At 35.1% G+C, this 24458-nt stretch carries 20 protein-coding genes and 2 pseudogenes; 18 read left to right on the forward strand and 4 right to left on the reverse strand.

Features of this window, described 5'->3' with window-relative positions:
- The first annotated feature begins 26 nt into the window (after nt 1–26).
- The 13 genes and pseudogenes from MKY02_RS08775 (at nt 27) to MKY02_RS08835 (ending at nt 15843) form a co-directional block, all read left to right on the forward strand.
- Nucleotides 27–1364: a YjiH family protein gene (locus MKY02_RS08775; RefSeq protein ID WP_340708927.1), complete on the forward strand. Its 1338-nt coding sequence runs from the start codon at nt 27–29 to the stop codon at nt 1362–1364.
- A 15-nt stretch (nt 1365–1379) separates the two neighbouring features.
- Entirely contained in the window at nt 1380–2648 is a 1269-nt protein-coding gene (hutI, locus tag MKY02_RS08780) for an imidazolonepropionase (RefSeq protein ID WP_340708928.1), read from the forward strand.
- A 13-nt stretch (nt 2649–2661) separates the two neighbouring features.
- Nucleotides 2662–3822, forward strand: coding sequence for a M20/M25/M40 family metallo-hydrolase (locus MKY02_RS08785; RefSeq protein ID WP_051448662.1), 1161 nt, complete (start codon nt 2662–2664; stop codon nt 3820–3822).
- A gap of 58 nt (nt 3823–3880) precedes the next feature.
- Nucleotides 3881–5197 (forward strand): Na+/H+ antiporter family protein, encoded by a 1317-nt coding sequence (locus MKY02_RS08790; protein WP_076035251.1) that lies wholly within the window; start codon nt 3881–3883, stop codon nt 5195–5197.
- 35 nt (nt 5198–5232) lie between these two features.
- Complete coding sequence (gene hutH, locus MKY02_RS08795) at nt 5233–6750, forward strand: histidine ammonia-lyase (protein WP_076035252.1); 1518 nt, start codon at nt 5233–5235, stop codon at nt 6748–6750.
- Nucleotides 6751–6821: 71 nt separating this feature from the next.
- Nucleotides 6822–8000: an amidohydrolase gene (locus MKY02_RS08800; RefSeq protein ID WP_051448661.1), complete on the forward strand. Its 1179-nt coding sequence runs from the start codon at nt 6822–6824 to the stop codon at nt 7998–8000.
- A 34-nt stretch (nt 8001–8034) separates the two neighbouring features.
- Nucleotides 8035–9204 carry a hypothetical protein gene (locus MKY02_RS08805; RefSeq protein WP_038182802.1) on the forward strand — a complete coding sequence of 390 codons (1170 nt, stop codon included), beginning with the start codon at nt 8035–8037 and terminating at the stop codon, nt 9202–9204.
- Between the two features lie 443 nt (nt 9205–9647).
- A pseudogene (locus MKY02_RS08810) lies at nt 9648–9815 on the forward strand (YjiH family protein); the annotation flags it as partial.
- Between the two features lie 15 nt (nt 9816–9830).
- Nucleotides 9831–11501 (forward strand): urocanate hydratase, encoded by a 1671-nt coding sequence (gene hutU / locus MKY02_RS08815; RefSeq protein ID WP_076065267.1) that lies wholly within the window; start codon nt 9831–9833, stop codon nt 11499–11501.
- A gap of 6 nt (nt 11502–11507) precedes the next feature.
- A complete protein-coding gene (gene hutI / locus MKY02_RS08820) occupies nt 11508–12800 on the forward strand; it encodes an imidazolonepropionase (RefSeq protein ID WP_038182794.1) in 1293 nt (430 codons plus the stop codon).
- Between the two features lie 525 nt (nt 12801–13325).
- On the forward strand, nt 13326–13865 hold the full coding sequence (locus MKY02_RS08825) for a GNAT family N-acetyltransferase (RefSeq protein WP_340710990.1): 540 nt from the start codon (nt 13326–13328) through the stop codon (nt 13863–13865).
- 837 nt (nt 13866–14702) lie between these two features.
- A complete protein-coding gene (locus MKY02_RS08830; protein ID WP_038182788.1) occupies nt 14703–15230 on the forward strand; it encodes a sigma-70 family RNA polymerase sigma factor in 528 nt (175 codons plus the stop codon).
- Nucleotides 15211–15843 (forward strand): TIGR04104 family putative zinc finger protein, encoded by a 633-nt coding sequence (locus MKY02_RS08835; protein ID WP_076035254.1) that lies wholly within the window; start codon nt 15211–15213, stop codon nt 15841–15843. The genes MKY02_RS08830 and MKY02_RS08835 overlap by 20 nt, the downstream gene beginning before the upstream one ends.
- A gap of 65 nt (nt 15844–15908) precedes the next feature.
- Here MKY02_RS08835 and MKY02_RS08840 read toward each other — a convergent pair whose 3' ends face one another.
- Both MKY02_RS08840 and MKY02_RS08845 read right to left on the reverse strand, forming a co-directional pair.
- The gene (locus MKY02_RS08840; RefSeq protein ID WP_076035255.1) at nt 15909–16427 is read right to left on the reverse strand and encodes a hypothetical protein; all 519 of its coding nucleotides are present in this window, start codon (nt 16425–16427) and stop codon (nt 15909–15911) included.
- 157 nt (nt 16428–16584) lie between these two features.
- Nucleotides 16585–17634, reverse strand: coding sequence for a 2,3-butanediol dehydrogenase (locus MKY02_RS08845; protein WP_038182783.1), 1050 nt, complete (start codon nt 17632–17634; stop codon nt 16585–16587).
- Between the two features lie 531 nt (nt 17635–18165).
- On the opposite strand from MKY02_RS08845, the gene MKY02_RS08850 reads away from it, so the two are divergent.
- The 5 genes and pseudogenes from MKY02_RS08850 to MKY02_RS08870 all read left to right on the forward strand — a co-directional run bounded on the left by MKY02_RS08850 (nt 18166) and on the right by MKY02_RS08870 (nt 23415).
- On the forward strand, nt 18166–19866 hold the full coding sequence (locus tag MKY02_RS08850) for an ABC transporter ATP-binding protein (protein WP_281492119.1): 1701 nt from the start codon (nt 18166–18168) through the stop codon (nt 19864–19866).
- Between the two features lie 199 nt (nt 19867–20065).
- On the forward strand, nt 20066–20767 hold the full coding sequence (locus tag MKY02_RS08855; protein ID WP_076035265.1) for a gamma-glutamyl-gamma-aminobutyrate hydrolase family protein: 702 nt from the start codon (nt 20066–20068) through the stop codon (nt 20765–20767).
- 191 nt (nt 20768–20958) lie between these two features.
- Entirely contained in the window at nt 20959–21954 is a 996-nt protein-coding gene (locus tag MKY02_RS08860) for a M23 family metallopeptidase (RefSeq protein WP_412104681.1), read from the forward strand.
- 198 nt (nt 21955–22152) lie between these two features.
- Nucleotides 22153–22604: pseudogene (locus MKY02_RS08865) on the forward strand (HIT family protein).
- On the forward strand, nt 22597–23415 hold the full coding sequence (locus MKY02_RS08870; RefSeq protein WP_076065327.1) for a protein phosphatase 2C domain-containing protein: 819 nt from the start codon (nt 22597–22599) through the stop codon (nt 23413–23415). The pseudogene MKY02_RS08865 and the gene MKY02_RS08870 overlap by 8 nt, the downstream one beginning before the upstream one ends.
- Nucleotides 23416–23560: 145 nt before the next feature.
- On the opposite strand, the gene MKY02_RS08875 is transcribed toward MKY02_RS08870, so the two are convergent.
- Together MKY02_RS08875 and MKY02_RS08880 are read right to left on the reverse strand one after the other, a co-directional pair.
- Nucleotides 23561–23770: a helix-turn-helix domain-containing protein gene (locus MKY02_RS08875; protein ID WP_038182779.1), complete on the reverse strand. Its 210-nt coding sequence runs from the start codon at nt 23768–23770 to the stop codon at nt 23561–23563.
- Between the two features lie 9 nt (nt 23771–23779).
- On the reverse strand, nt 23780–24256 hold the full coding sequence (locus MKY02_RS08880) for a DUF2975 domain-containing protein (protein ID WP_038182778.1): 477 nt from the start codon (nt 24254–24256) through the stop codon (nt 23780–23782).
- Nucleotides 24257–24458 lie beyond the last annotated feature (202 nt).

Below are 24458 nucleotides of genomic sequence, written 5' to 3' on the forward strand. Positions count from 1 at the left end.
CTTTTTAAATGAATTGAGGTGGAAAAATGCAAAAAATAGGGCAAATAGGAAATGACCAAGTTGAAAACAGGAAGTATTCAGCGACAACTATTTTAAAGTTCTTCTTATGCAGTATATTAGGCATATTTATGTTTTTCTTACCGCTTACGATTAATGGAAAAAACTCTATCCCACTAGATCACTTAGTTGGGTGGATTCGAACAACTTTTAGTTCCATTATTGTTTACTACATTTTAGTAATAGTAATTCTGGGTGCTCTTTATCCATTTTATAAAAAAACATGGAATTCTTCATGGATTGAAGTTGCTATTTCTTTCTTAAAAGTATTTGGTGCGATTGCAGCAGTTCTAGTTGTTTTTAATATTGGGCCAGCTTGGTTGATGGCTGAGGATATGGGACCATATTGGTACAACGCACTACTTACTCCAATAGGTGTTCTTGTCCCGATAGGCGCTGTTTTTTTAGCACTTCTAGTAGGATATGGTCTATTAGAATTCATTGGTATTCTAATGCAGCCTATTATGCGACCATTTTGGAAAACCCCTGGACGATCTGCTGTAGATGCTGTTGCTTCATTCGTCGGTAGTTATTCCATAGGTTTATTAATAACAAACCGTATCTTTAAGGAAGGAAAATATACGGCAAAGGAAGCAGCAATTATAGCTACAGGATTTTCAACGGTATCCGCAACTTTTATGATTGTTGTAGCTAATACACTGGATTTGATGCCTATATGGAATTTGTATTTTTGGACGACATTTTTTGTAACATTTCTTGTGACAGCAATTACAGTACGTATTTGGCCGATACGTAACATGAGTAATAACTATTATAAAAATAAGCCAGGTGATCCTGAACAAATTGTTACAAAAAATAGATTGAAGCATGCTTGGAATGAAGGTTTAACTACCGCAGAGCATGCAAAAAGTATTTGGAAAAACATAATAGAGAACGTAAAGGATGGAATAGTAATGGCAATGGGGATACTGCCAACTATTATGTCTATTGGATTAATAGGCTTGCTTCTAGTGAATAATACGCCAATTTTTGATTACCTAGCATATATCTTTTATCCACTAACTTATTTATTACAAATAGCAGAACCATTGTTAGCGGCAAAAGCTGCGGTTATTAATTTAATCGATATGTTTTTACCATCATTAGTTATTTTAGAAGCGCCATTAGAAACTAGGTTCATTATTGCAGTATTATCTATTTCGGCTATTTTGTTCTTTTCAGCGCTAATACCTTGTATTTTATCAACTGAGATTCCTATAAACGTTGGTCAAATGATAGTTATTTGGTTCATTAGAACAGTGTTGACGTTAATAATTGCCACGCCAATTGTATATTTGCTTTTGTAGAAAGGAGTAATTGATTTGACTAAGATTAGACCACAGTTAATTATTGAAAATCCTGCACAAGTAGTAAGCTGTGTAGGTGACAAAATGTCAGATATTTGTCCGTTAACTAATGTTGCAATTGTCATAAAAGATGAAGTAATTATTGAAATATGCTCCCAAAAAGAAGTGAATAAACGCTATGTTCGAGACAATCGCAATGTTATTGATGCCACTGGAAAAGTTGTAGCACCAGGCTTTGTTGATTCACATACACATTTGGTTTTTTATGGTAGCAGGGTGGAAGAATATGCAGCTAAACTTTTTGGTAATGTTGAAGAAAATGTAAAGAAATTAGAAATGAAAACCGGCCCTAATCGAACAATTGAACTGACTCGTGATCAACCTGCAAGTGAATTGTTAAACCAATCCAAAAAAAGAATGTATTCAATGCTCAAGCATGGTACAACAACAGTTGAAAGTAAAAGTGGATATGGTTTAACGATTGAAAGCGAGTTAAAGATTCTTGAAGTGGGCCGTAAATTGCAAGATGAGACACCAATAGATGTAATAAATACATTTTTAGGTGCACATGGTTTCCCAGAGGGCATGACAAAAGAACAATACTTAAAAGTTATTATTGAAGAAATGATTCCGCAAGTTGGAGAACAGAATCTAGCTGAATTTTGCGATGTATGGTGTGATGAAGGCTATTTTACTGCAGAAGAGTCTAGACAAATTTTAGAAGCGGGATTAGCAGCCGGCATGCTTCCTAAAATTCATGCTGATGCGTACTCTTATATTGGGGGTTCAGATTTAGCGGCTGATATGAAAATGGTATCAATTGATCACTTAAACTATACTCCAGATCATGTTATGAAAAGATTAGCAGATAGAAAAGTCGTTGGAGTCGTTATGCCTGCGCTTGATTTTGCAGTTGCTCACAAAAAGCCTTTTAATGCTAGACGGATGTTGGATTCTGGCATGATTGTAGCTCTTGCAACGGATATGTGTCCTGCATGTTATACAACGTCAATGCAATTTGTTATGCAATTGGCCTGCAGGCTTTATCAATTTTCAGTTGAAGAAGCGATTAAAGCTGCTACTTGGGGCGGAGCAAAGGCATTAAATTTAGAAGATCGAGGAACAATAGCTGTTGGCCAGCTTGCAGATCTTCAAATATGGGATGTACCAAATTATAAGCATGTTGCCTATGAACTTGGTTCGAATTTAGTAGATACAGTGATTAAACGTGGGGAAGTAGTTTATGAGGAAAAAGCCAAAATTTTAGAGAATGTTGAATTATAGAGGAGGAATAAAAATGAAAGTGGAATTGCATTCGAAAGCTGCTTCACAAGTAAATGAACAACGCTTACTAAAATTATTTTTAGATCTTGCAAAAATCAATGGCCCTAGCACAAAAGAGAAACTTGTTGCTGATTATTTAGCAAATGAACTTCCTAAACTTGGATTTACAATTGAATTTGATGAAGCACATAACAACTTTAACGGTGAAGTTGGGAACTTAGTAGCTTGGAAAGAAGGAACGGATTCTACTATTCCACCATTGTTCTTTTCAACACATATGGATACCGTTTTACCAACGAAAAACCTTAAACCAATTATAAAAGATGGTGTCATTTATTCTGATGGCACAACTATTTTAGGAGCAGATGATCGCGCAGCACTCGCTTCTTATATCGAAGCTATCCGAGCTGTTATTGAGAGTGAGGTTCCTCATGGCCCTATTGAATTGTTGTTAACTGTAAATGAACAACCAGGTTTAGTAGGTGCTCGTTTTATGGATTATAGCAAGGTTAAAAGTAAAGTAGGTTATATTTTTGATAGTAGTGGGGATGTTGGTCAAACCATTTTAAAAGGACCTTTTAGTAGTCGCATTTATTTAAAGGTAAAAGGAAATGCGGCGCATATTGCTCTAAATGCCGAAGAAGGTAATAGTGCTTTTGTAATCGCAGCGGCTGGTTTACTAAAAATGAAGTTAGGTAAAGTAGATGAAGAGACCTTAGCAAATATTGGTCTGATAGAAGGCGGAGAATTAACATCTATTATTCCGGGTACTGTCACACTAGCTGGAGAAGTAAGAAGTTTTTCAAAAGAAAAGTTAAATGCGCAACTTCGACATATGGAACAGATGATGAAAGAAGCAGCAAAAGAACTGGGGGGAGTAGTAGAAATCACTCTAGAAAAGAAATACAGCGGTTTTGATATTCCTAAAGAACATATTCTCGTTCAAAATGTTACAGATGCATCTCGACAAATTAACATTCAGCCGTATTTAACGAATACGTTAGGAGGAGCAGATACAAATGTACTTAATGAAAATGGCTTAACATGTATTACTTTAGGTAACGGGTTCCAGAATATTCATTCATATAGAGAATGTATTAGTATAGAAAATCTAATTAATACAGGAAGATTAACAGCTTCATTAATAGAGCAATGGTATGAGAATAATAAATAATTTGTAGTGTTATTTTAGAATAAGAAAGCGATTTCTTAAATAAGGTGGGAGGGGAAATATGTTAGATAATCCGGTGTTGATATCTGTTATTATTCTAACGGTACTAAGCTTATTAAGGGTGCATGTTATCTTTGCGTTATTGATTGCTGCGATAGTAGCAGGTTTAGTTGCTGGTCTACCGCTTAATGAAACAATGACCATTTTTATAGATGGTATGGGAGCGCAATCTGGGACAGCATTAAGTTATATCTTATTAGGGATTTTTGCAGCGATGATTGCTCATTCTGGTATACCAGATGTCTTAATTAATAGATTATTAACTATTAAGAAACCTAGTAAGTACATTTTTATTTTTGGATTAGCTTTAACCGCCTGTTTGTCCGGAACATTAATACCTGTTCATATTGCTTTTATTCCCATATTAGTTCCGCCGCTTTTATACTTTTTCAATAAATTGAAAATTGATCGTCGAGCATTAGCCTCAGCTCTGACTTTTGGTTTGAAAATGCCTTATATGTGTATCCCAGTAGCATACGGTTTGATATTCCAGGGTATTATTGCAACGGAAATGACTAAGAACGGTATGGCAATAAATCAGACTAGTGTTCCATTAGCAATGATTATACCAGCTATTGGCATGTGGGTTGGTTTGTTTATAGCGATATTCATTACTTATCGAAAGCCACGAAATTATGCACAAACAAATGAAGATATTGAATTTTTAAAAGAAGCAAAAGATGAACATCCGAAACGGAAATTTGAGCTTAGAGATGGAATAACAATTTTTGCTGTAATTGTTGCATTAGCAATTCAATTAACGTTTAGTTCATTGGTGTTAGGGGCATTATCTGGAATTATTGTAATGTTTGTAGGTCGAATTGTAACGATAAAAGAGGGCGAAGATGTAGTGCAAGGTGGCGTCAAATTAATGGGGGTGATAGCCTTTATCATGCTTATAGCTTCTGGATATGCCACTATTTTAAAAGAAACGAATGCAATTAGCGAATTAGTAAATGCCGTAAATGGTGTGACAGGAGATAGTAAATTAATTACAGCAATTCTATTGTTATTTATTGGTTTACTTGTAACAATGGGAATAGGTACATCATTTGGAACTGTACCGATTCTTGCAGTTGTATTTGTTCCTTTATGTATCTCAATAGGCTTTAGTCCTTTAGCTACTGCTGCCATTATTGGTACGGCAGGTGCATTAGGAGATGCGGGGTCCCCAGCATCAGATAGTACTCTTGGACCAACATCAGGATTAAATGCAGATGGACAACATGATCATATATGGGATACATGCGTACCAACATTTATTCATTACAACATTCCGTTATTTATCTTCGGAATTATTGCAGCAATGGTTTTATAAAAATCAGAATATTCAATTTATGAGGTGGTTTTGAAATGGGAGAAACAACAGTAAAATTAAAAACGATTGAACTGGATGGTAATTCGCTTACTAGACATGATATTCAGCGAATTGTGGATGGTGAAGCGACCGTTTCTATTTCAGATAATAGTTGGAAAAGAGTTCGGGAAAGTCGGAAGCGTATTGAAAAAAGATTAGCTGAAGGTGAGACAATCTATGGTGTAAATACAGGGTTTGGAAAGTTAAGTGATGTGAAGATAGAGGATGAGGATATTGAGTTATTACAATTGAACTTACTGCGTGCTGATGCGGTAGGAGTAGGTCAGCCACTATCTAAAGAAATTGTTCGTGCAATGATGATATTACGTACAAATGCTCTAGCTAAGGGGTTCTCCGGAATTTGTGAAGATACTTTGCAACTATTAGTGGATTTGATTAATAATAAAATTCATCCTGTGGTGCCGTCACAAGGGTCAGTAGGAGCAAGTGGAGACCTAGCTCCCTTAGCGCATATTGCTCTCGTATTAATAGGTGAAGGCAAAGCCGAATTTGAAGGTGAGATTATTACTGGTGGAGAAGCTTTAGAAAAAGTAGGTTTGCAACCGGTGAGATTAAAAGCAAAAGAAGGATTGGCCTTAATAAATGGAACACAGGCAATGACAGGAATTGGTGTGATAACCTTAAATGAGGCAGAGCGAATCGGTTATGCAGCAGATATGGCCGCATGTTTAACAATGGAAGCTCTACAAGGAATTATCTCAGCATTTGATCCAGAATTACTAGCAGTTAGACCACATAAAGAACTTGAATTTGTAGCAAGTCGAATGCGCGGGTGGTTAGAAGGGAGTAAACGAGTTACTAAGCAAGGTGAGGTTCGAATGCAAGATGCCTATTCTATTCGTTGTATTCCACAAGTACACGGCGCATCTTGGCAGACATTTAATTATGTAGAAGAACGTCTATTAACAGAAATGAATGCAACTACCGATAACCCTATCGTGTTGGAAAATGGAGAAGTCATTTCTGGCGGACATTTCCATGGTCAACCAATTGCTCTAGCAATGGATTTTCTAAAAGTTAGTGTATCTGAATGGGCAAATATTTCAGAGCGGCGTACAGAACGGCTAGTTAACCCATCATTAAGTGGGTTATCGCCATTCTTGGCTACTGACCCAGGGTTAGAATGTGGCCTAATGGTATTACAATATGTTGCTGCTTCAATAGTTTCTGAAAACAAAGTACTAGCCCATCCAGCTAGTGTAGATTCTATTCCAACCTCTGGTAACCAAGAAGATCACGTGAGTATGGGAACAACAGCTGCAAGACAAGTACATCAAATTGTGCATAATGTAGCAAGGGTCATAGCAATAGAGCTAATTGCAGCCTCACAAGCAATTTATTTAGAGAAAATAGAGGATCAATTAGCTCCAGGAACAAGAGCTTACTTAGAGAAAGTGAGAGAAATTTGTCCACCACTTACTGCAGATAAAGCAATAAGTGAAGAAACAGAAGCACTTGCGAAATTTTTACTTCAAAGTAATGATTTACTTTAATTAATGAGTGATAGGATGAGATACTCTCATCCTATTCTTTTTAAAAAAAATAAAGAGAAAAGGGTGGAATCATGAGTAAGATACAAGAACAAAGTACAGCAATTCAACAAGTAATGAATGATGTTATTTCCTGGAGACAGTATTTACATGAAAACCCGGAATTATCTTTCAACGAATATGAAACATCAGCTTTTATATTTAAAACTTTATCAACTTTTCCAAATCTCGAACTTTCTAAACCTACTAAAACAAGTATCGTCGCGCGCCTAATAGGAAACGAACCTGGAAAAGTGATTGCATTTAGAGCTGATATGGATGCACTACCTATTCAAGAGGAAGTGGATCTTCCATATGCTTCAAAAGTTCCTGATGTAATGCATGCTTGTGGACATGATGCACATACGGCCATCCTACTCGGAGTAGCAAAAATACTATCAAAGCAACAGCATAAAATTAAAGGTGAGATTCGTTTCATTTTTCAGCATGCTGAGGAAGTGTTACCTGGTGGTGCGAGTGAGATGGTAGCAGCAAATGTAATGGATGGTGTTGATGGAATTTTGGGCTTACACGTTTTTAGCATGCTACCAACTGGGAAAATTGGATTTTGCCCAGGTTATTTTACAGCGAATTCTGATACATTTGAAATTGATGTTATCGGCAAAGGAGGTCATTCCTCACAGCCGGAAGATTCCATTAATCCGATTTTAATAGGTTCACAAATTGTGAATAGTTTACATCAGATTATCCCTCAAAAAATTGCTGCAAAAGAACAAGCAGTTTTAGCAGTAACAGAATTTAATGGAGGAGCAGCGAAGAATATTATTCCAGAAAGGATTGTAATCGGAGGTGGGGTTCGAACTTACTCTCGAAGCGTCCGAGAGGAAATAGCAAGACAGATTGAGGTGAATGTCAAAAATATCGTAGCGTCACATGAAGCAGATTATAATTTGGAATTTACCTATGGATATGACTCTGTATATAATGATGAGCAAATTATTGCTACTATTGAAGAAGTAGTGAAGAAAGAGATGGGCGCAGAATATATACTTCATGTACCGCCTTTTATGGGGGGAGAGGATTTCTCTGCTTACTTATCAAAAGCACCAGGAGTATTTCTTGGAATTGGAGCTGGTTTTGAAGATGAAACTTTGAATTACCCACATCATCATCCAAAGTTTCAAATAAATGAAGATGCCTTAGAGATAGGTGTTAAAGTTTTTGTTCATACGGCTAAGAAATTAAATATGTAACTTTTAATATCCTAATCATAAAAGGAGGACATTAATGTTATCAGATCCAGTAATCGCTAGTATGTTTATATTGGGATTAATAGCTTTAGGTGAAGTAATATCAATTATCACAAAGGCAAGAGTACCAATGCTTTTTGTGGCTATGGTTGGGTATTTGGTTTTACTTTGGACAGGGATTTTTCCAAAAGATTTAATAATTAATTCTTCGTTTTTAACCGTAGGAGCAGTCTTGGGTACTGCACCAATATTAGTGCATATGGGCACATTAATACCGTTGAAAATGATAAAGTCACAGTGGCAAGCTGTAATTATCGCTATCATTGGAATGATTATTGCGAGTTCATTAATTCTAGGGATAGTCACATTTATATTCGACTATGGAACAGCAGTCGCAGGAGTTGGACCATTAAATGGAGGCATAATGGCAGTATTAATAACATCGGAGGGGTTAAAAGAATTAGGGTTTGTTAGTCTTTTAACGATACCAGCATTAATATTGGCATTTCAATCATTAATAGGCATGCCGATTGCCTCGTTATTACTACGAAAACATGCTTTGAAAATACGTGGGAAAATTGAAAATGGAACTTTTGTATCGACCAATAGTGAAAAATTTGATGAAGAAAACGAAATGAAATTAGTCATTCCTAAAAAGTATCTTTCTAACTTAGTGTTATTATTTATGTTGTTTGTTGGTGGTGCATTAGCAGTTGCCCTTGCTAAAATGACAGGAATCCCTTACAGCTTATGGGCATTGTCTATAGGTATTATAGGTAGACTTGTTAAGATTTTCCCTGATCGAATTATGGAGCGTTCAAACAGTTTTACAGTTGGTATGGCAGGGATAATTGTAATGGTTATTGCTATGAGCAATGATATTACGTTTAGTATGTTTATAGATTATTTGCCAGCAGTAGCAACTATTTTAATAATTGGCGTGATAGGAATAATTGTTGGTGGATTTATAGGGGCAAAAATTTTTAAATGGGATCCTAACAAAGCTATTCCAGTCGCCTTAACATCGACATTCGGTTTTCCAGGGGATTATATTATCTGTGAAGAAGTAGGACGGAGTATTGGAAGAAACGAAGAAGAACAAGAACAAATATTCAATGAGGTATTAACACCAATGTTAGTTGGAGGATTCACCACAGTTACAATCGGCTCTGTAGTTATATCTTCTATACTAATTAACACCCTTTAAATCCAGAATATTCAATTAAATTTAATTATTTATTAAATTACAAAGAGTAGACCAATGCCATACATCTGGCATTGGTCTACTCTTTTTTATTGTTTTATATTAAATAGCAGGTTATATAAATGACAATCTTTTAGCGAATTCTAATATTAATAAATAAACAATGTAGTACTTTCTATTTAAGATGATAAATGATTTTTTATGATTAACACGATATTAATGAATATTTTAAAGAATTTCCTTGCCTAATCTAATATAATTCCATGTAATCCAAAATAATTCCTCTTTTTTAAAACTTTTTTACATATATATTTAATGGTCAGAATTTTAAAATTATAAAAAGGGGAGTGGTTGAAATGGAGGACATTCGAGAAAATGATAGTCTTTTTTCAGTTACAATTACTTCTGAATCACCTTGCTCTACAATATACTCATCTTTTAACGTGAAAGCAACGGTCGTGACAAAATTTATTGTAGCTGTTGTGTCTATTTCCGTTATTTTATTTTTCTCAGCAATTATTCCTTTAACGATACGTCAACTAATTATCATTTGGTTCCAACGTGTTGTTTTAACACTAATTCTAGTAACACCAATCGCATTTTTACTATTTTAAAGGGAGTGTGTCATGATGGAAAATGTTATGCAAAATATTAAAGCACCAACTGGCAGTGAATTAACTTGTAAAGGCTGGACGCAAGAAGCCGCTATGCGTATGTTAATGAATAATTTGGATCCTGAAGTAGCTGAAAACCCTGATGAACTTGTTGTTTACGGGGGAATAGGGAAAGCTGCTCGTAATTGGGAAAGCTACGCACAAATTATTGAGTCATTGAAAAAGCTGGAAAATGATGAAACTTTACTTGTGCAATCAGGGAAACCTGTAGCAGTATTCCGCACTTATGAGCATTCACCACGTGTATTAATCGCAAATTCAAACTTAGTTCCTGCGTGGGCAAATTGGGAGCACTTTTATGAATTAGAAGATAAAGACTTAATGATGTATGGACAAATGACAGCTGGAAGTTGGATATATATTGGTGCACAAGGCATTTTGCAAGGCACATATTTAAGCTTTGTGGAAGCGGGCAAAAAAGTATTTGGCACAGCAGATTTAAAAGGGAAATTAATCTTAACTGGTGGCATGGGTGGTATGAGTGGCGCTCAACCGCTAGCTGGTAAAATGGCTGGAGCAGTTATTTTAGTTGTTGAAGTCGATAAAAAACGTATTGAGCGTAAAATCAAGGAAGGGTATTGTGACTATTTAGCGGAAGATTTAGATGAAGCCTTGAAATTAGCTAAACAGCTTCAAGGCAAAAATGAACCTGCTTCAATAGGCCTTGTAGGTAACTGTGCGGATGTCTATCGTGAAATTTTTGACCGTGGGATTGTTCCGGATTTCGTAACGGATCAAACAAGTGCGCATGACCCATTAAATGGCTATATTCCGAATCATATGACACTTGATGAAGCACTTCAGTTACGCAAGAGTGATCCAAAAAAGTATGAGCAAAAGGCAAAGCAAGCGATGGCTGATCATGTGCAAGCCATGCTAGATTTCCAAACTGCAGGAGCAGAAGTATTTGACTACGGTAATAATATTCGCAAATACGCTCAAGAAATGGGTGTAGCAAATGCATTTGATTTCCCTGGTTTTGTTCCAGCATACATTCGTCCATTATTCTGCGAAGGAAAAGGACCATTCCGATGGGCTGCACTTTCAGGTGATCCAGAAGATATTTACAAAACAGATGCTCTTGCTAAAGAAATGTTTGCAGATGATGAAGGTCTTGTGAACTGGATTGATATGGCACAGAAAATGGTCAAATGGCAAGGTCTACCTGCACGTATTTGTTGGTTAGGATATGGAGACCGTCACCGTTTTGCTTTAAAAGTAAATGAAATGGTTGCATCTGGTGAGTTAAAAGCACCAATCGTATTCGGCCGTGATCATTTAGATTCAGGTTCAGTTGCATCACCAAACCGTGAAACTGAGGGTATGAAAGACGGTTCAGATGCAGTATCTGATTGGCCAATATTGAATGCTTTAGTCAATACTGCAGGAGGCGCGAGTTGGGTAAGTGTCCACCATGGTGGCGGAGTAGGAATGGGGTATTCACAACATGCAGGGCAAGTGCTTGTCGCAGACGGTACAGAAATGGCATCAGAAAAGATTAATAGAGTATTAATATCAGACCCTGGAATGGGCATTGTTCGTCATGCGGATGCAGGTTATGACATCGCTATCAAAACAGCACAAGAAAAGAATGTGCATATGCCAATGTTAAAAACAGAAGGGTGATCACATATGATTATACTGATTGAAAATGCAAATCAATTAATTACTTTACAGGGCACGAAGAAAAAAGCTCGCATAAAAGAAGAAATGAGCAATATACAAATCATTGAAAATGGTAGTGTATTAATAAGTGGAGATCGTATTATAGCAACAGGTACAAAAGCATCTATAAGAGCAGATTATCCAGAATTGGTATCACAAGCGAAAATAATTGATGCTACTGGTAAAGTGGTTATGCCAGGCTTAGTGGATGCACATACACATCTAGTCTTTGGTGGTACTCGAGAAAATGAATTCCAAATGCGTCTAAACGGTGCAACCTATATGGACATTATGAATGCCGGTGGTGGAATTCATGCTACGACGAAAAAAACACGAGAAGCAACATTTGAACATCTTTATGAAAAAACATATGAACATCTCAATAATTTTTTAAAACATGGTATCACAACTGTTGAGTCGAAAAGTGGCTATGGCTTAGATTGGACTACTGAGGAAAAGCAGCTCCAAGTCGCGAAAAAGCTTCAGGAAAATCATGTAGTAGATGTAGTGAGTACCTTCATGGGTGCTCATGCAGTTCCTGCTGAATATAAAAACAATCCAGATGCATTTGTAGACATTATTATCAATGACATGATTCCGAGAGTAGCGGAAGGCAATCTTGCCGAGTTTAATGATGTCTTTTGTGAAAAAGGTGTGTTCACTCCTGAGCAGTCACGCAGGATATTATTAGCTGGGAAAGAACATGGATTGATCCCTAAAATTCATGCAGATGAAATTGAGCCATATGAAGGCGCTGAGCTTGCTGCTGAAGTGGGAGCTATTTCAGCAGAGCATTTACTAGTGGCATCTGATAAAGGCATTCGTGATATGGCCGAAGCTGGTACGGTTGCGGTATTATTACCAGGGACTGCATTCTTTTTAAAAGCAGATTCCGCTAGAGGACGATTAATGATTGATGAAGGCGTTCCAGTAGCGATTTCAACTGATTTTAATCCAGGTTCTTCACCAACAATCTCTCTGCCATTTATCATGAATTTAGCATGTATGAATATGGGCATGACAATGGAGGAAGTATTAACAGCAACAACTATCAATGCAGCCTATGCGATTAATAGAGGGCATGAAATTGGCTCACTTGAAGCGAGCAAAAAAGCAGATGTACTCATCCTAGATGTTGAAAATTATCAGCAACTGCAGTACTTCTATGGTATGAATCATACACATACGGTCATTAAGAATGGTCGAGTTGTTGTTGAGAATGGCGTGCTATGTAGTGAATTACAAAACGTTACAGATTGAGCATAATATAATTATGGAAGAGCCTCTGATTGTTTACTTATCTAGGGTGAAATATTTATAATCAAACTATTAAAAGGTATTACATTTTAATGATGTAGTACCTTTTTTATTGTATTTATATAGAAATATTTATGGTATTATATGTAATATTATAATCAAAATTTAGGTATAGGTGAATATATATGGTATACGTTCAGGTATCTTCAAAAACATATAGGGATAATACAGGTAGGAGCATAAACTTTCCTACTCTTCTAGTTGAGTATAATGGAAAGACAATGTTTTTTGAGCAATTACACAGATATCAAATAAAGAATCATAGTAAAAGCAGAATTTGGCATAAGAAGTTAGTACAAGCTGTAATGAATGCTAATCCAGATTATTGGGGGTGGTGCTAAGGATGTATGTTTAAGGCAGGCACAAAAGGACGCGCCGCCTGTCGGCGCTTCGCCCTTGCCCTTGGGGACGGGAACGGCGTTACGGGCAGATGCAGCGAATTTATATTTTCGGAAGTAGGGAAGAAAAATGATTGAATTAAGAAAAATTACCCACGATAATTTTGAGGCAGTGTTGAAGTTAAGCATAACAGACGAGCAGAAAGGAAATGTGGATTCCAGCATATATTGTTTGGCTAAAGCCTATGTAAAGATACTCAACGACGAAAAACCTCCTATGATCTTCGCTATATGCAACAATGATGAAGTTATAGGATATGTCGATATTGGATTTTTCGAACTGGAGGAAAGTGCATTTTTATGTGAAAAATATGGAGATAAATCTACTTATGGACTTAATCGCTTTATGATTGATAAAAAGCATCAAGGCAAAGGATTTGGCAAACAAGCAATGATGAAAGTTATTGATTACATAAAGTCGTTTCCACAAGGAAAAGCCGATGCAGTTGCTACATCATATTGGATGGTAAACGAAGCCGTCCGGAAGTTGTTTGCGTCTGTCGGTTTCGTTGAAACAGGAGCGATATGGGACGGACAAACAGGGGGTAATTGGAATGCAGAAAGAAAAGATATAGAGTATGCTGAAGTAGGTGCCAGACTCGGATTATAAAGCTAACAATTTGAATAGTGCATCGTACAGTATAAGACCAACTATGCGAAGTCAAACGTCCGTTTGAGAATATTAAAGCCCATCTTTTAAGAGATGGGCTCATTCTGTCTGATTAATATGTTCTAACGGTTACAGGTATAAACTCTTTTATGTACTGTTCCATTTCAATCAATGAATCTGTAAATATCATCGCCTTTTGATCAGCTTCTGATAAAAAGTCACTTGTTACCAGACGTTAGTGTTGTAGCACTAATGTCTTTTTTTATGCACTCTTATTACTGCAAGTATATAACTACGCTAGATCATTTGGCAAGTTCAGGTGGCATTGTTGTAGCACTACATACTATATACATTACAAATTCAATAAACGTTCCCAAACGCAAGTTTGGTAATACACGAAAAAGCGACAAACGTTGTTAAATCAACATTTGTCGCTTTTTTAGTGGAACTTTATTTATACATACTTTTATGCACGTTTCTACAAAGCTAGTCGCAGCAACAAGTTGAGCGTGTTTTGGTGCTGGCTGCGTTCATTATGATGTTGCATAGAATCGTGCATATTTTTAACGTTTCTTAACGTTCAAAATTTCCAAAATACAGGCTGTACCCCTATACAAATAAAAAGTTTGATTATAAAGTTTGATTATATATAATCAAACCCAAAACCTCTAAATATAAGGTCTAATTTTATTTTATTATATTATTTACCCTATATTATTTTTTAATCAGAGGTTTTTTCTATGGTTTAATAGAGAAGTATATATTTTTAAAAAAATAATGAATCGGAAATGAGTCGACCGGCGTCTATAGGTTGGTTGCTTGAAAGGAGGGCGTGGATTGGCTAAACAATTGGAAGAAATTATTGAAGAGTATGGCGATTACTTACTACGTGTTGCTTACTTATATGTGAAAGATTTAACGATTGCTGAAGATATCGTGCAAGATGTTTTTATAGCATTTTATAAAAAGCAAAGTCAATTTAAAGGTAATGCATCTTTAAAAACATATTTAGTGAAAATAACAGTCAATCGCTGTCATGATTATTTACGAAGTTGGAAGCGAAAACGTCTGATTTTAATGGATAAAATGACTGGGAAGGGTGATAGTAGAACACCAGAATATCTCGTTTTAGAAGCAGCGGACCGAATGCGAGTGACAGAGGCTCTAATGCAGCTACCGATATTGTACCGAGAAGTTATCATTTTATATTATTATCAAGAAATAAATACGGTGAAAATAGCTGAAATATTAGATTGTCCAGAGGCAACGATTCGTACAAGATTGCAGCGGGCACGTAAGTTATTACATAAGCAATTAGCAGGTTATGAATGGGAGGGGTGGCAACATGAATCGTTTAAAGGATGATCTAGATCGTGAGCTTCAGCAACAAATTTTCTTAAAAAATGATGTGAAAAGAAGAATGCTTGAACAGGCGGAAAATCCAACTAAAAAATTGCACTCTAATTGGCGGTATCCCGTTGTACTCGTAGCTTGTACATCTGTTCTAATTCTTTTTGCAATACTACTATTCCAAGATGTTGGTGGATATGAAAAAGTAGTTACAGGCGCAGAAGCAGATTCAGGCTTACAGCTGGATTGGCTAATCGAATTACTGCCTTTTGTCATTTTTGGGGTTATTATTTTGAGTATGGTTAAATTCTTTCAACCATTTGAGTTACCAGTTTGTGAGAACTGTCATGAAGAGTGGAGTTGGCGAGTTTCGATTAAAAAGATGTTCATCCTCAATCGAGCAATGAGTTGTCCCAGTTGTGGGGAAAATCAATATCAGACAAGGAAATCAAGAATTCGTATGAGTCAATTAGTCTTGTTATCCAACGTAGTCTTATTGATCAATGCATTTTTTGATTTCTATTGGTGGGAAATTGTTTTAATGTATGTCGCTATTATCGCTACTGCTTTTATATTACTGCCATATAATTTGAAGCTTCAAAACGATGAGGATTTAAATTTATGGTGACTGTATTTGAATAGAAAAACAGCTAAGAAGATGATCACTTAGCTGTTTTGAATAATAGGTAATAATTAGTTCAGTTGGGTTTGATTTAATTCACTTTGAATGTATTGTTTTTCTTTTGAAAGTTCTTCTCCACGTATAATATATTCTTGGCGCATATCTACGAACTTTTGTTGAATTTCCATAAATTCAGTTTGCATACGTTCAATTGCTTTATGCATGTCCATAATCATTGGCGAAATTTTTTCTTTTTCTTCATCTAATACGATATATTCATCGTTATTTAAGAAAACTTCGATTTTAAATTGTTCATTTTCAATAGAAAGATTGAAGAACATTTCAAATAGGAAATGTTTGAAGTGTTTTTGATAAGCCTTTTTAATAGGGCTACTTTCAGGTAGCTCTTGGAATAATTTTCCGATTGTTTTACCTTCAAAAATTTCATCGAAATCAATTAAGCCATGTTTTTTAAAAAAACGAGTTACTTCAATATTATATTTTGATTGGACAACACGTAGGTCGGCATCTAAGTATTTGATTTGATCTTCATTTTTTAACATACGTTTACGTAATTCACTATGTTTCATTGTATTGACCTCCATTCGTCATTTTTATATCATATCAAAGATTTGTGATTAGTGATAGAAAGTTGATTGCGAAGGGGGGGGAGATGTTATTCGTTCATCATAAGAGTAAGAAAAAAAGGCACTCGATATCCCGAGTGCCTTTCTATATATATTAGACTTATTTTGCTCCGCTTAATTCTACTAAGATTTTAGCTTGTGATTTATCGTTTGTTAAAGCTTCAAAGCCTTTTTCTACGATATCATCCAATTGGATACGGTCTGTGATAATACCTTGTGGTTTTAATTGACCAGTACCCATTAAGTCTACTGTTTGTTGGAATGATGTTGGTGTGTAAGCAATACTTGAAGTGATTTTCACACCTGTATTTGTTAAATGGATTGGATTCCATTCAATAGGGCGAGCAAAGATAGAGACGATTACCATTGTACCCCGAGCTTTAGTTGCATCAATTGCTTGTTTAAATGTAGGTGCAACACCAGCTACTTCAAATGATACATCGACACCATCTGGTACGATAGCGTGAATAGCTTCAACACCATTTACTTCACCAGAGTTAATAACATGAGTAGCACCAAGTTCTTTTGCTTTTGCTAGGCGAGTTTCAGATAAATCTAGCACGATAATTTTACTAGCACCCGCTGCTTTTGCTGCGATAGCAGTTAATAATCCAATTGGACCTGCACCGAAAATAGCTACTGTATCACCGAAGCGTAAATTACCCTCTTTAACAGCTTGTACTGCTACAGCAGTAGGTTCAACAAGAGCACCATCTTCAAGTGTCATTGTTTCTGGAAGTAAGTAAACATTGTTTTCAGGAGCGTTTGCAAATGTTGTAAATCCACCATCACCATGTAAACCGATAAAGCTAAAGCCATCGTAAGCATCTACATCTTCAGGTTTGTTACCATGAGTAATTGTTGGGTTAATCGCTACACGATCACCAACTTTAAATTTAGTTACATTAGGACCAACTTTTTCAATAACGCCAGCGAATTCATGACCCATAATTAGAGGAGCGATTTCACCAGTTAAACCGTCTTTTTCTTTTGTTGGAACAAATACAGGGCCTTCTTGATACTCATGCAAATCACTACCACAAATACCAGCCCATGCTACACGAACTGTTACCTCATTATCTTTAAGAGCTTTTAATTCTCTTTCCTCAATGCGAATATCTTTTTCTCCATACCATACTGCAGCTTTCATAATATATTGACCTCCAGTAGAATTGATGTCTTTGAGTTACACCCCCATTCTAGCACTCTAAAAAAATGGTACAACTAATAACCCTTGGAAAAAGCTAGAATGGACTAAAGTTAGAACAAATTGTACATAAAGAAGTCTATTGAAAATATATTGAATACTAAAAAACTCTTAGTTGCTTCGCATTAAATCGGGAATATAGTAACGCTACACCTTTACTGAAAACAAGAACATATACTCACGAACTACTAATAATCTGTTCTTTTAGAAATATATTCAATTCTTTTTAAACTTATAAGCTTTTCCGGTTTCATTAAATTCAGAGTAATGGTGAGTTACACAAAGAGGTTCACCTTTTTAATAAATATTAAAAACTGAATAAATTTAAACTCACTAAAATAAAGGTTTTTTGGAATATTTGTCTAATTTATATTGGTTCGGTCAAAAAAATATGGGTAAGTGTTGTAATTTCGAAAGCGGGGTATGTAAATGGCGGATAAGAAGACAAGAGATCTTTATTTTTTTGTTTCACTAATGTTTGAAAAAAAGCGTTTGATCGTGACGGGTATATTGTTAATGATCATCGCAACTTTTATTGATTTATTATCTCCTTTAGTTATGAAGCAAATAATTGACTCAGCAATTCCTGAAAAGAATTTCAAAGCATTGTTTATTTTTATAGTGATTTTAACCATATTACCTATTCTTTCAACTATTTTAAGAACTGTAAGAATGATAATAAACGTTAAAATTGGTGGCAATGTAACCGAAAAGTTAAGAACAATGGCGTTTGAGAAGGCATTTACACTATCATCTATAAACTTAAACCAGTTGAAACTTGGAGATATAGTTGACCGCGTAACGCGCACTTCGGGTATGATAGGTGAAGTTTATATAGCAAATGAATTATTGAATGGTATTACAAGCCTATTCATGTTTATAGGAATGACTGTATTTATGCTAACAATTAGTTGGAAATTAACATTAATCGCATTTTTAGTTATTCCGCTTGTATTCATCATAACTTATATGTTAGGGAGAATATCTGAAACTAAAACAAAGCGTTATATGAAATATACAAATAATGAAATGACTTTTTTTACGGAACTAATCAGTGGCATAAAAAACGTCCAAATCTTCTCCCAACAACAAAGTGAAATGAAAAAAGTAAAGAGTTTGTTGAAAAAACATAGCGAACTGCATTTAAATACGAGTATTTATCGAAGATCATATTCAGATATATTCAATCAATTGGTAAAGTCCTTGGCATTAGGAATAGTATTTGCTGTAGGAGCTTGGGATATTAGCAATAATCAATTAACTATTGGATCACTTGTCGCTTTTACAGTATATGTACCTCAGCTATACACTTTAGTAAATGAAATACAAACTGCTTATATAGGTACTACTAATGTTAGGCCAATTATAAAGCAATTAAATAACTTTTTAGATACTCATGAACCAATTATTGAAATCCCAAATGCAATTCCTCTAAAAAATGTCAGGGGTGAAATAGAGTTTCGAAATGTGTCGTTTACATATGAAAACAATCGCGCAGGTTTAGAAAATGTCTCTTTTAAAGTACAGCCTGGAGAAACCATAGGAATAGTTGGAGGTTCAGGAGGAGGTAAAACTACAATATTAGAATTATTAATGCGTTTTTATGACCCAACTAAAGGGGCAGTATGTATTGATGGGGTTGATATTTCAAAATACAATCTTATTGATTTTAGAAATGCTATAGGATTAGTAACACAAGATCCTTTTCTTTGGAACAGAACAATAAAAGAAAATCTAATTTATGGAGTTCCTCAAGCGACTGAAGAACAAATATTACACGCGATCAAAGTAGCTCAACTAGAAGAATTTATAGACAGTTTACCAGAAGGATTTGAAACAGTGGTTGGAGAGCGTGGTGTTCGTATCTCGGGAGGAGAAAAACAACGATTAGCTATTGCTAGAGCTATTTTAAAAGATTCACCCATAATCCTTTTAGATGAACCGACATCTGCATTAGATGCAAATACTGAGTTTTTATTACAATCTAAAATGGAAGAAGTATTTAAAGGTAAAACCATCATTTTAGTAGCACACAGACTAGCTACAATACGAAAAGCTTCTAAGATTTTAGTGTTAGATAATGGCGAAATAATTGAGTTTGGTACACCTTTAGAACTGTTAAATAATAAAGGAGCTTATTATGACTTATTATCAAAACAAGTTTCAACAAATTAACTCCTAAGGTAAAACTATAATTAAATTAATTCGATTTATGGAATCCCATATAGTACTTGTTCGATTAATAAAACAGTAACAATTGATTTTTTTAATATCTACTATTGATGTCTGTGAGCAATTTCTTCATTAAACTAATACGTAGTCATAATATATAAAATAATATTCCTTTTAATAAAAAGGAGAAATGGGGTTTAATGTGAAACCAGTTATCGGTATTTCTTCAAGCCTAAATGAACAATTACTTACACTTCCAACTGATAATATTCATGCTATTTCAAAATATGGTGGTTTACCTATTGTCCTTCCTAATTATAAGGAAACTGAAGCTGATTTAATTGTAGAAATGATTGATGGGTTACTGTTAACGGGTGGAGGAGATATTGATCCAATACTTTTTGGAGAAGAGCCGCATCAAAAGCTTGGATCTATAACGCCCGAGCGAGACGCATTTGAAGTTGCTATCGTCAAGGAAATGTTACTCCAGAATAAACCGATTTTCGGAATTTGTAGGGGTGCTCAAATTCTAAATATAGCTGTAGGTGGTGACATGTTTCAGGACATTTATACTCAAACCGAAGAAAATCTTTTACAACATCAACAGCATGCACCTCGTTGGCATGCGTCCCATTTTGTACACGTAGAGGAAAATACGCTGTTAAAGTCAATTGCTCAAAAGGGAAAATTTAAAGTAAATAGTTTCCATCATCAAGCAAATAGAAAGATAGCCGGAGAATTTGTAGTATCAGCGGTAGCAAGTGATGGCGTTATTGAAGCTTTTGAAAGCAAAAATCATCACTTTGTCATGGGCGTACAATGGCATCCAGAGTGTTTGTTGTTAAATAATGATGAAATATCAGCAGAAATAATGAAGGCATTTATCAATGCTTGTAAAAAATAATATGTACAAAGCGACTGTATTTAAACAGTCGTTTTTGTTTGAAAAATATCTCATTTGGATAAGCTAAATGCTTGCGATTACAGTGTTGATCTTTTTATACAGATAAATACGCTAAAGTGAATTATTTTAGATTCATGAATCCTTTTTTTATGGGAAAACTATCGTAAGTCCAAAAAAGGAGGTATCTTAGCTTGAGTCAACGGCTTCGATTAATGCTTTTCTTAAGTACATTTTTCTTTGTTATTTCAACCAATGTTTCAGCTGCAGAAGAACCAACGAGAGAGCAAATTCTAGAACAACGCATGGAATTCTATATAAAATATTCAAATGACACATTGCCGTGGTATTACTTAGCTGCTGTTGACCAATTTGAACGAAATATTGAACAAGTACGTAATGACATACCTAAAAGAGAAGGCATACTTGCCATTCAGTTTGCAGATGACTTTTGGACAGGGATACTGAATCCTAAAAAGGATGATACAAACTTAAAGTCCATTGGTTTCTTTAATGGGAATGGTGTTGATGGAAACAATGATGGTATTGCAGATCGTCAAAATGATGATGATGTCATGTACACACTTGCTGAGTACTTAAGTGTACATGGAACTGATGAAAAAGGTTTTAAACATGCTTTAAAGGAATATTATAAGGTTGATGATACGGTAAACCAAATCATTACGAATGCAAAAATTTATGAGAAATTTAAAACGTTGAATTTAGATAAGCGAGCATTCCCACTTTCCATTAATCATGATTACAGTTATAGGAGTACTTGGGGAGCCTCGAGGGGTTGGGGCGGACGTAGGATGCATGAAGGAACTGATTTGTTTGCCTCATATGGTGTTCCAGTGAAATCTGCTACATATGGTCTCGTTGAGGTCATGGGCTGGAACGAGTTTGGAGGCTGGAGAATCGGCATACGCGATAATAATAATACTTATCATTATTATGCCCATTTATCCAGTTATGAAAAAGGGATAAAATTGGGAGACATCGTTGAGCCAGGAACAGTAGTTGGTTATGTAGGAAGTTCCGGATATGGTAAGAAAGGAACTTCAGGAAAATTCCCTCCGCATTTACACTACGGCATGTATAAATACAACGGAAGAAATGAATGGGCATTTGATCCGTTTCCTTCACTAAGACTTTGGGAGCAAGTAGAAAAAGGTACGAAAAAAATATAGAAAAAAAGAAAGTACTGAATTATGGAATAAGTAACTCCATAATCCGGTACTTTTTTATTTGTTAAATAAATTCTAGAACTAAAAGCTTTTAAAATTAAATGGAAAAAACAATCTATACATAATTTTGGAAATGAATTATAGTATTAAATAATCTCTATAATATGGGTTATTTTACAAATTGAAAGAAAGGTGATTTTCATGAGTCAAGATTGTTTTATCTGTAGTAATCATAAAGGTGAGTTTCTGACTGCTGGGACTACTATCTATGAAGATGATTTTATTTATGTAGGACATATAGATAAAGGAGCCCAACGTATCTTGGTCATATTATGATTGATTTAAAAAGACATGCTCCAGAACTTGGGGATATGACTGCTGAAGAAGCGAAAGCATTTTGTTTAATGATGGCTAGAGTTAGTAGAGCTTTAACTGAAGTTGAAGGAGCAGAACATGTCTATTCAATGGTTTCTGGCAACTCAGTTTCACATCTACATATGCATATCGTTCCGCGTTATCCGAACACACCTAGAAAATATTGGAGTCCAATGGAGTTAAACGAATGGGCAGAAGCTCCAAAAGGTATAGGAAATGAAATAACTGAAGTTTGTTTACGTATTAAAGAATACTTAGTGGTGACGCCTTATGATTAACCATGATAATTCAGAAATAAGCTGGGTAGGTAGTCAAAAAAACTATGTTGACGAAGCAAGTATTGAAAAGATAAACAAAATTGTAATTGGAAGATTCGGTGGAAATTCATCTGCTGGTCAATATAAAAACGAAGATGGTTGCTTAATTTGGATAAGTGATGATATGGACTGGGAATTTGTTATGATATTGGATGCCCATAATTCAGCGGAGAGCGCAGAGCTAATTATAAAACAGTTCGAGCAAGAAAAGTTACGAATTCAAAATGTCTTAAATTTAACTGTTAGTATCGCTTTGAAGAAGATGGATGCACTCATTTTAGACATATTTCAACAACCTAATTTCTTATCAGATTGTCGCAAAGTACGAGGGGAAACAGCCTGCCTCATTGTTATTCGAAAAGACAAATTTCTATGGTGGTTCTCTGTTGGTGATTGCATCGTACATTTGTTTAATGAAGAACTTCTTGAAATGGGAGAAAGTCAGTTAAATCAACGCAGCTTTTATGAATGGATAGGGCAAGTGAATACATTTGAATTGGATGTCCCATGTTACAGCTTGGGTAAAAAAGAACTGAGACGAGGCGTCAATCATCTATTTCTAACAACTGATGGATTAACCGAATGCCCGGGTGTAGATTTTCAAGATCCACTAATAATTAACAAGCAATTTGAAAATACATCAATTGAAGCAGGTGTATGGAAGTTATTAAAAGAAATAGAACAACACCAAGTTAGGGATAGTACAACTATTATTACTTGGAAAATTGATGTTCACAAGCAGGCTAGTTTACCAAGCAATATGAAAAGGTAGAACCAGTTATCATTGGAAATAATCTATAAACGTAAGAAGTTATATAATCTAAAGAGTTCAGTATAGGAAATCCCAAAATAGAGCTGTTTCTACTGCTTAGTAGAAACTACTCTATTTTTAATTGTCCATAAAATGAAATTAAAATCTAATCTTCATTTCTATATTCTATAATATCCCCGGGCTGGCAGTCCAAAGCTTTACAAATACCTTCTAAAGTTGAGAATCTGATTGCTTTTGCCTTACCATTTTTAAGAATAGAAAGATTTGCCATCGTTATTCCGACTCTCTCCGAAAGTTCAGTTACACTCATCTTCCTTTTTGCTAACAACACATCTATATTGATTATAATCGACATTAAATCACCTCAAACGGTCAAATCATTCTCTGATTTTATCTCTATTGCACTTTTAAGTAGTTCCTGAAGAACTGCCGTAAATAATGAAATAACAATTGTTGCAAAAATAATTACAAATCCTATAAGTGCGATTCCTGGGTGTAAAGCATTCTGTGAAACAAGGAAGATTATACCGATTACATACAAGGCAATTATTGTGAATGCACAAGTTTTAATATTTCCTAAAGAACTAACAGCTAGATGTGAAAAAGCATTTTCACATTCAATGTAGTCTAAAAGCTTTAACGCTTGATACAAAGCTAGAAAAAAAGGAATAGCAGTGATGTACAAACCTAATAGAACAGGGAATCTAAGATATGAAAATTCTGGATTCATCTCTGCTGCACTTCTTGCCAAGTCAGGTAACAAAAATAAGCACAGCGCAAGGATTGTTAACCCAATAGTACATATTGTTACCTTTAAACCAAGTTTTGTTGCTTTTTTCATAAAGCACCTCACTCTTTATTGTTATTTATATAATATGTAGTTATTTATCGATTATCAATGTTATTTTACTAAATATCAATAAAATAATAAAGTATTCCGAATCGTAAGAAAAATTAATTTTACTAATTAACCGCATAATTGTATCATTCTAAACGATACGTTAATCATGAAATTAGTTGTATATAATCAATATTTACAAATC

It is taken from the genome of Viridibacillus sp. FSL R5-0888 (genome assembly GCF_038009105.1).
Lineage (GTDB): Bacteria > Bacillota > Bacilli > Bacillales_A > Planococcaceae > Viridibacillus > Viridibacillus arenosi.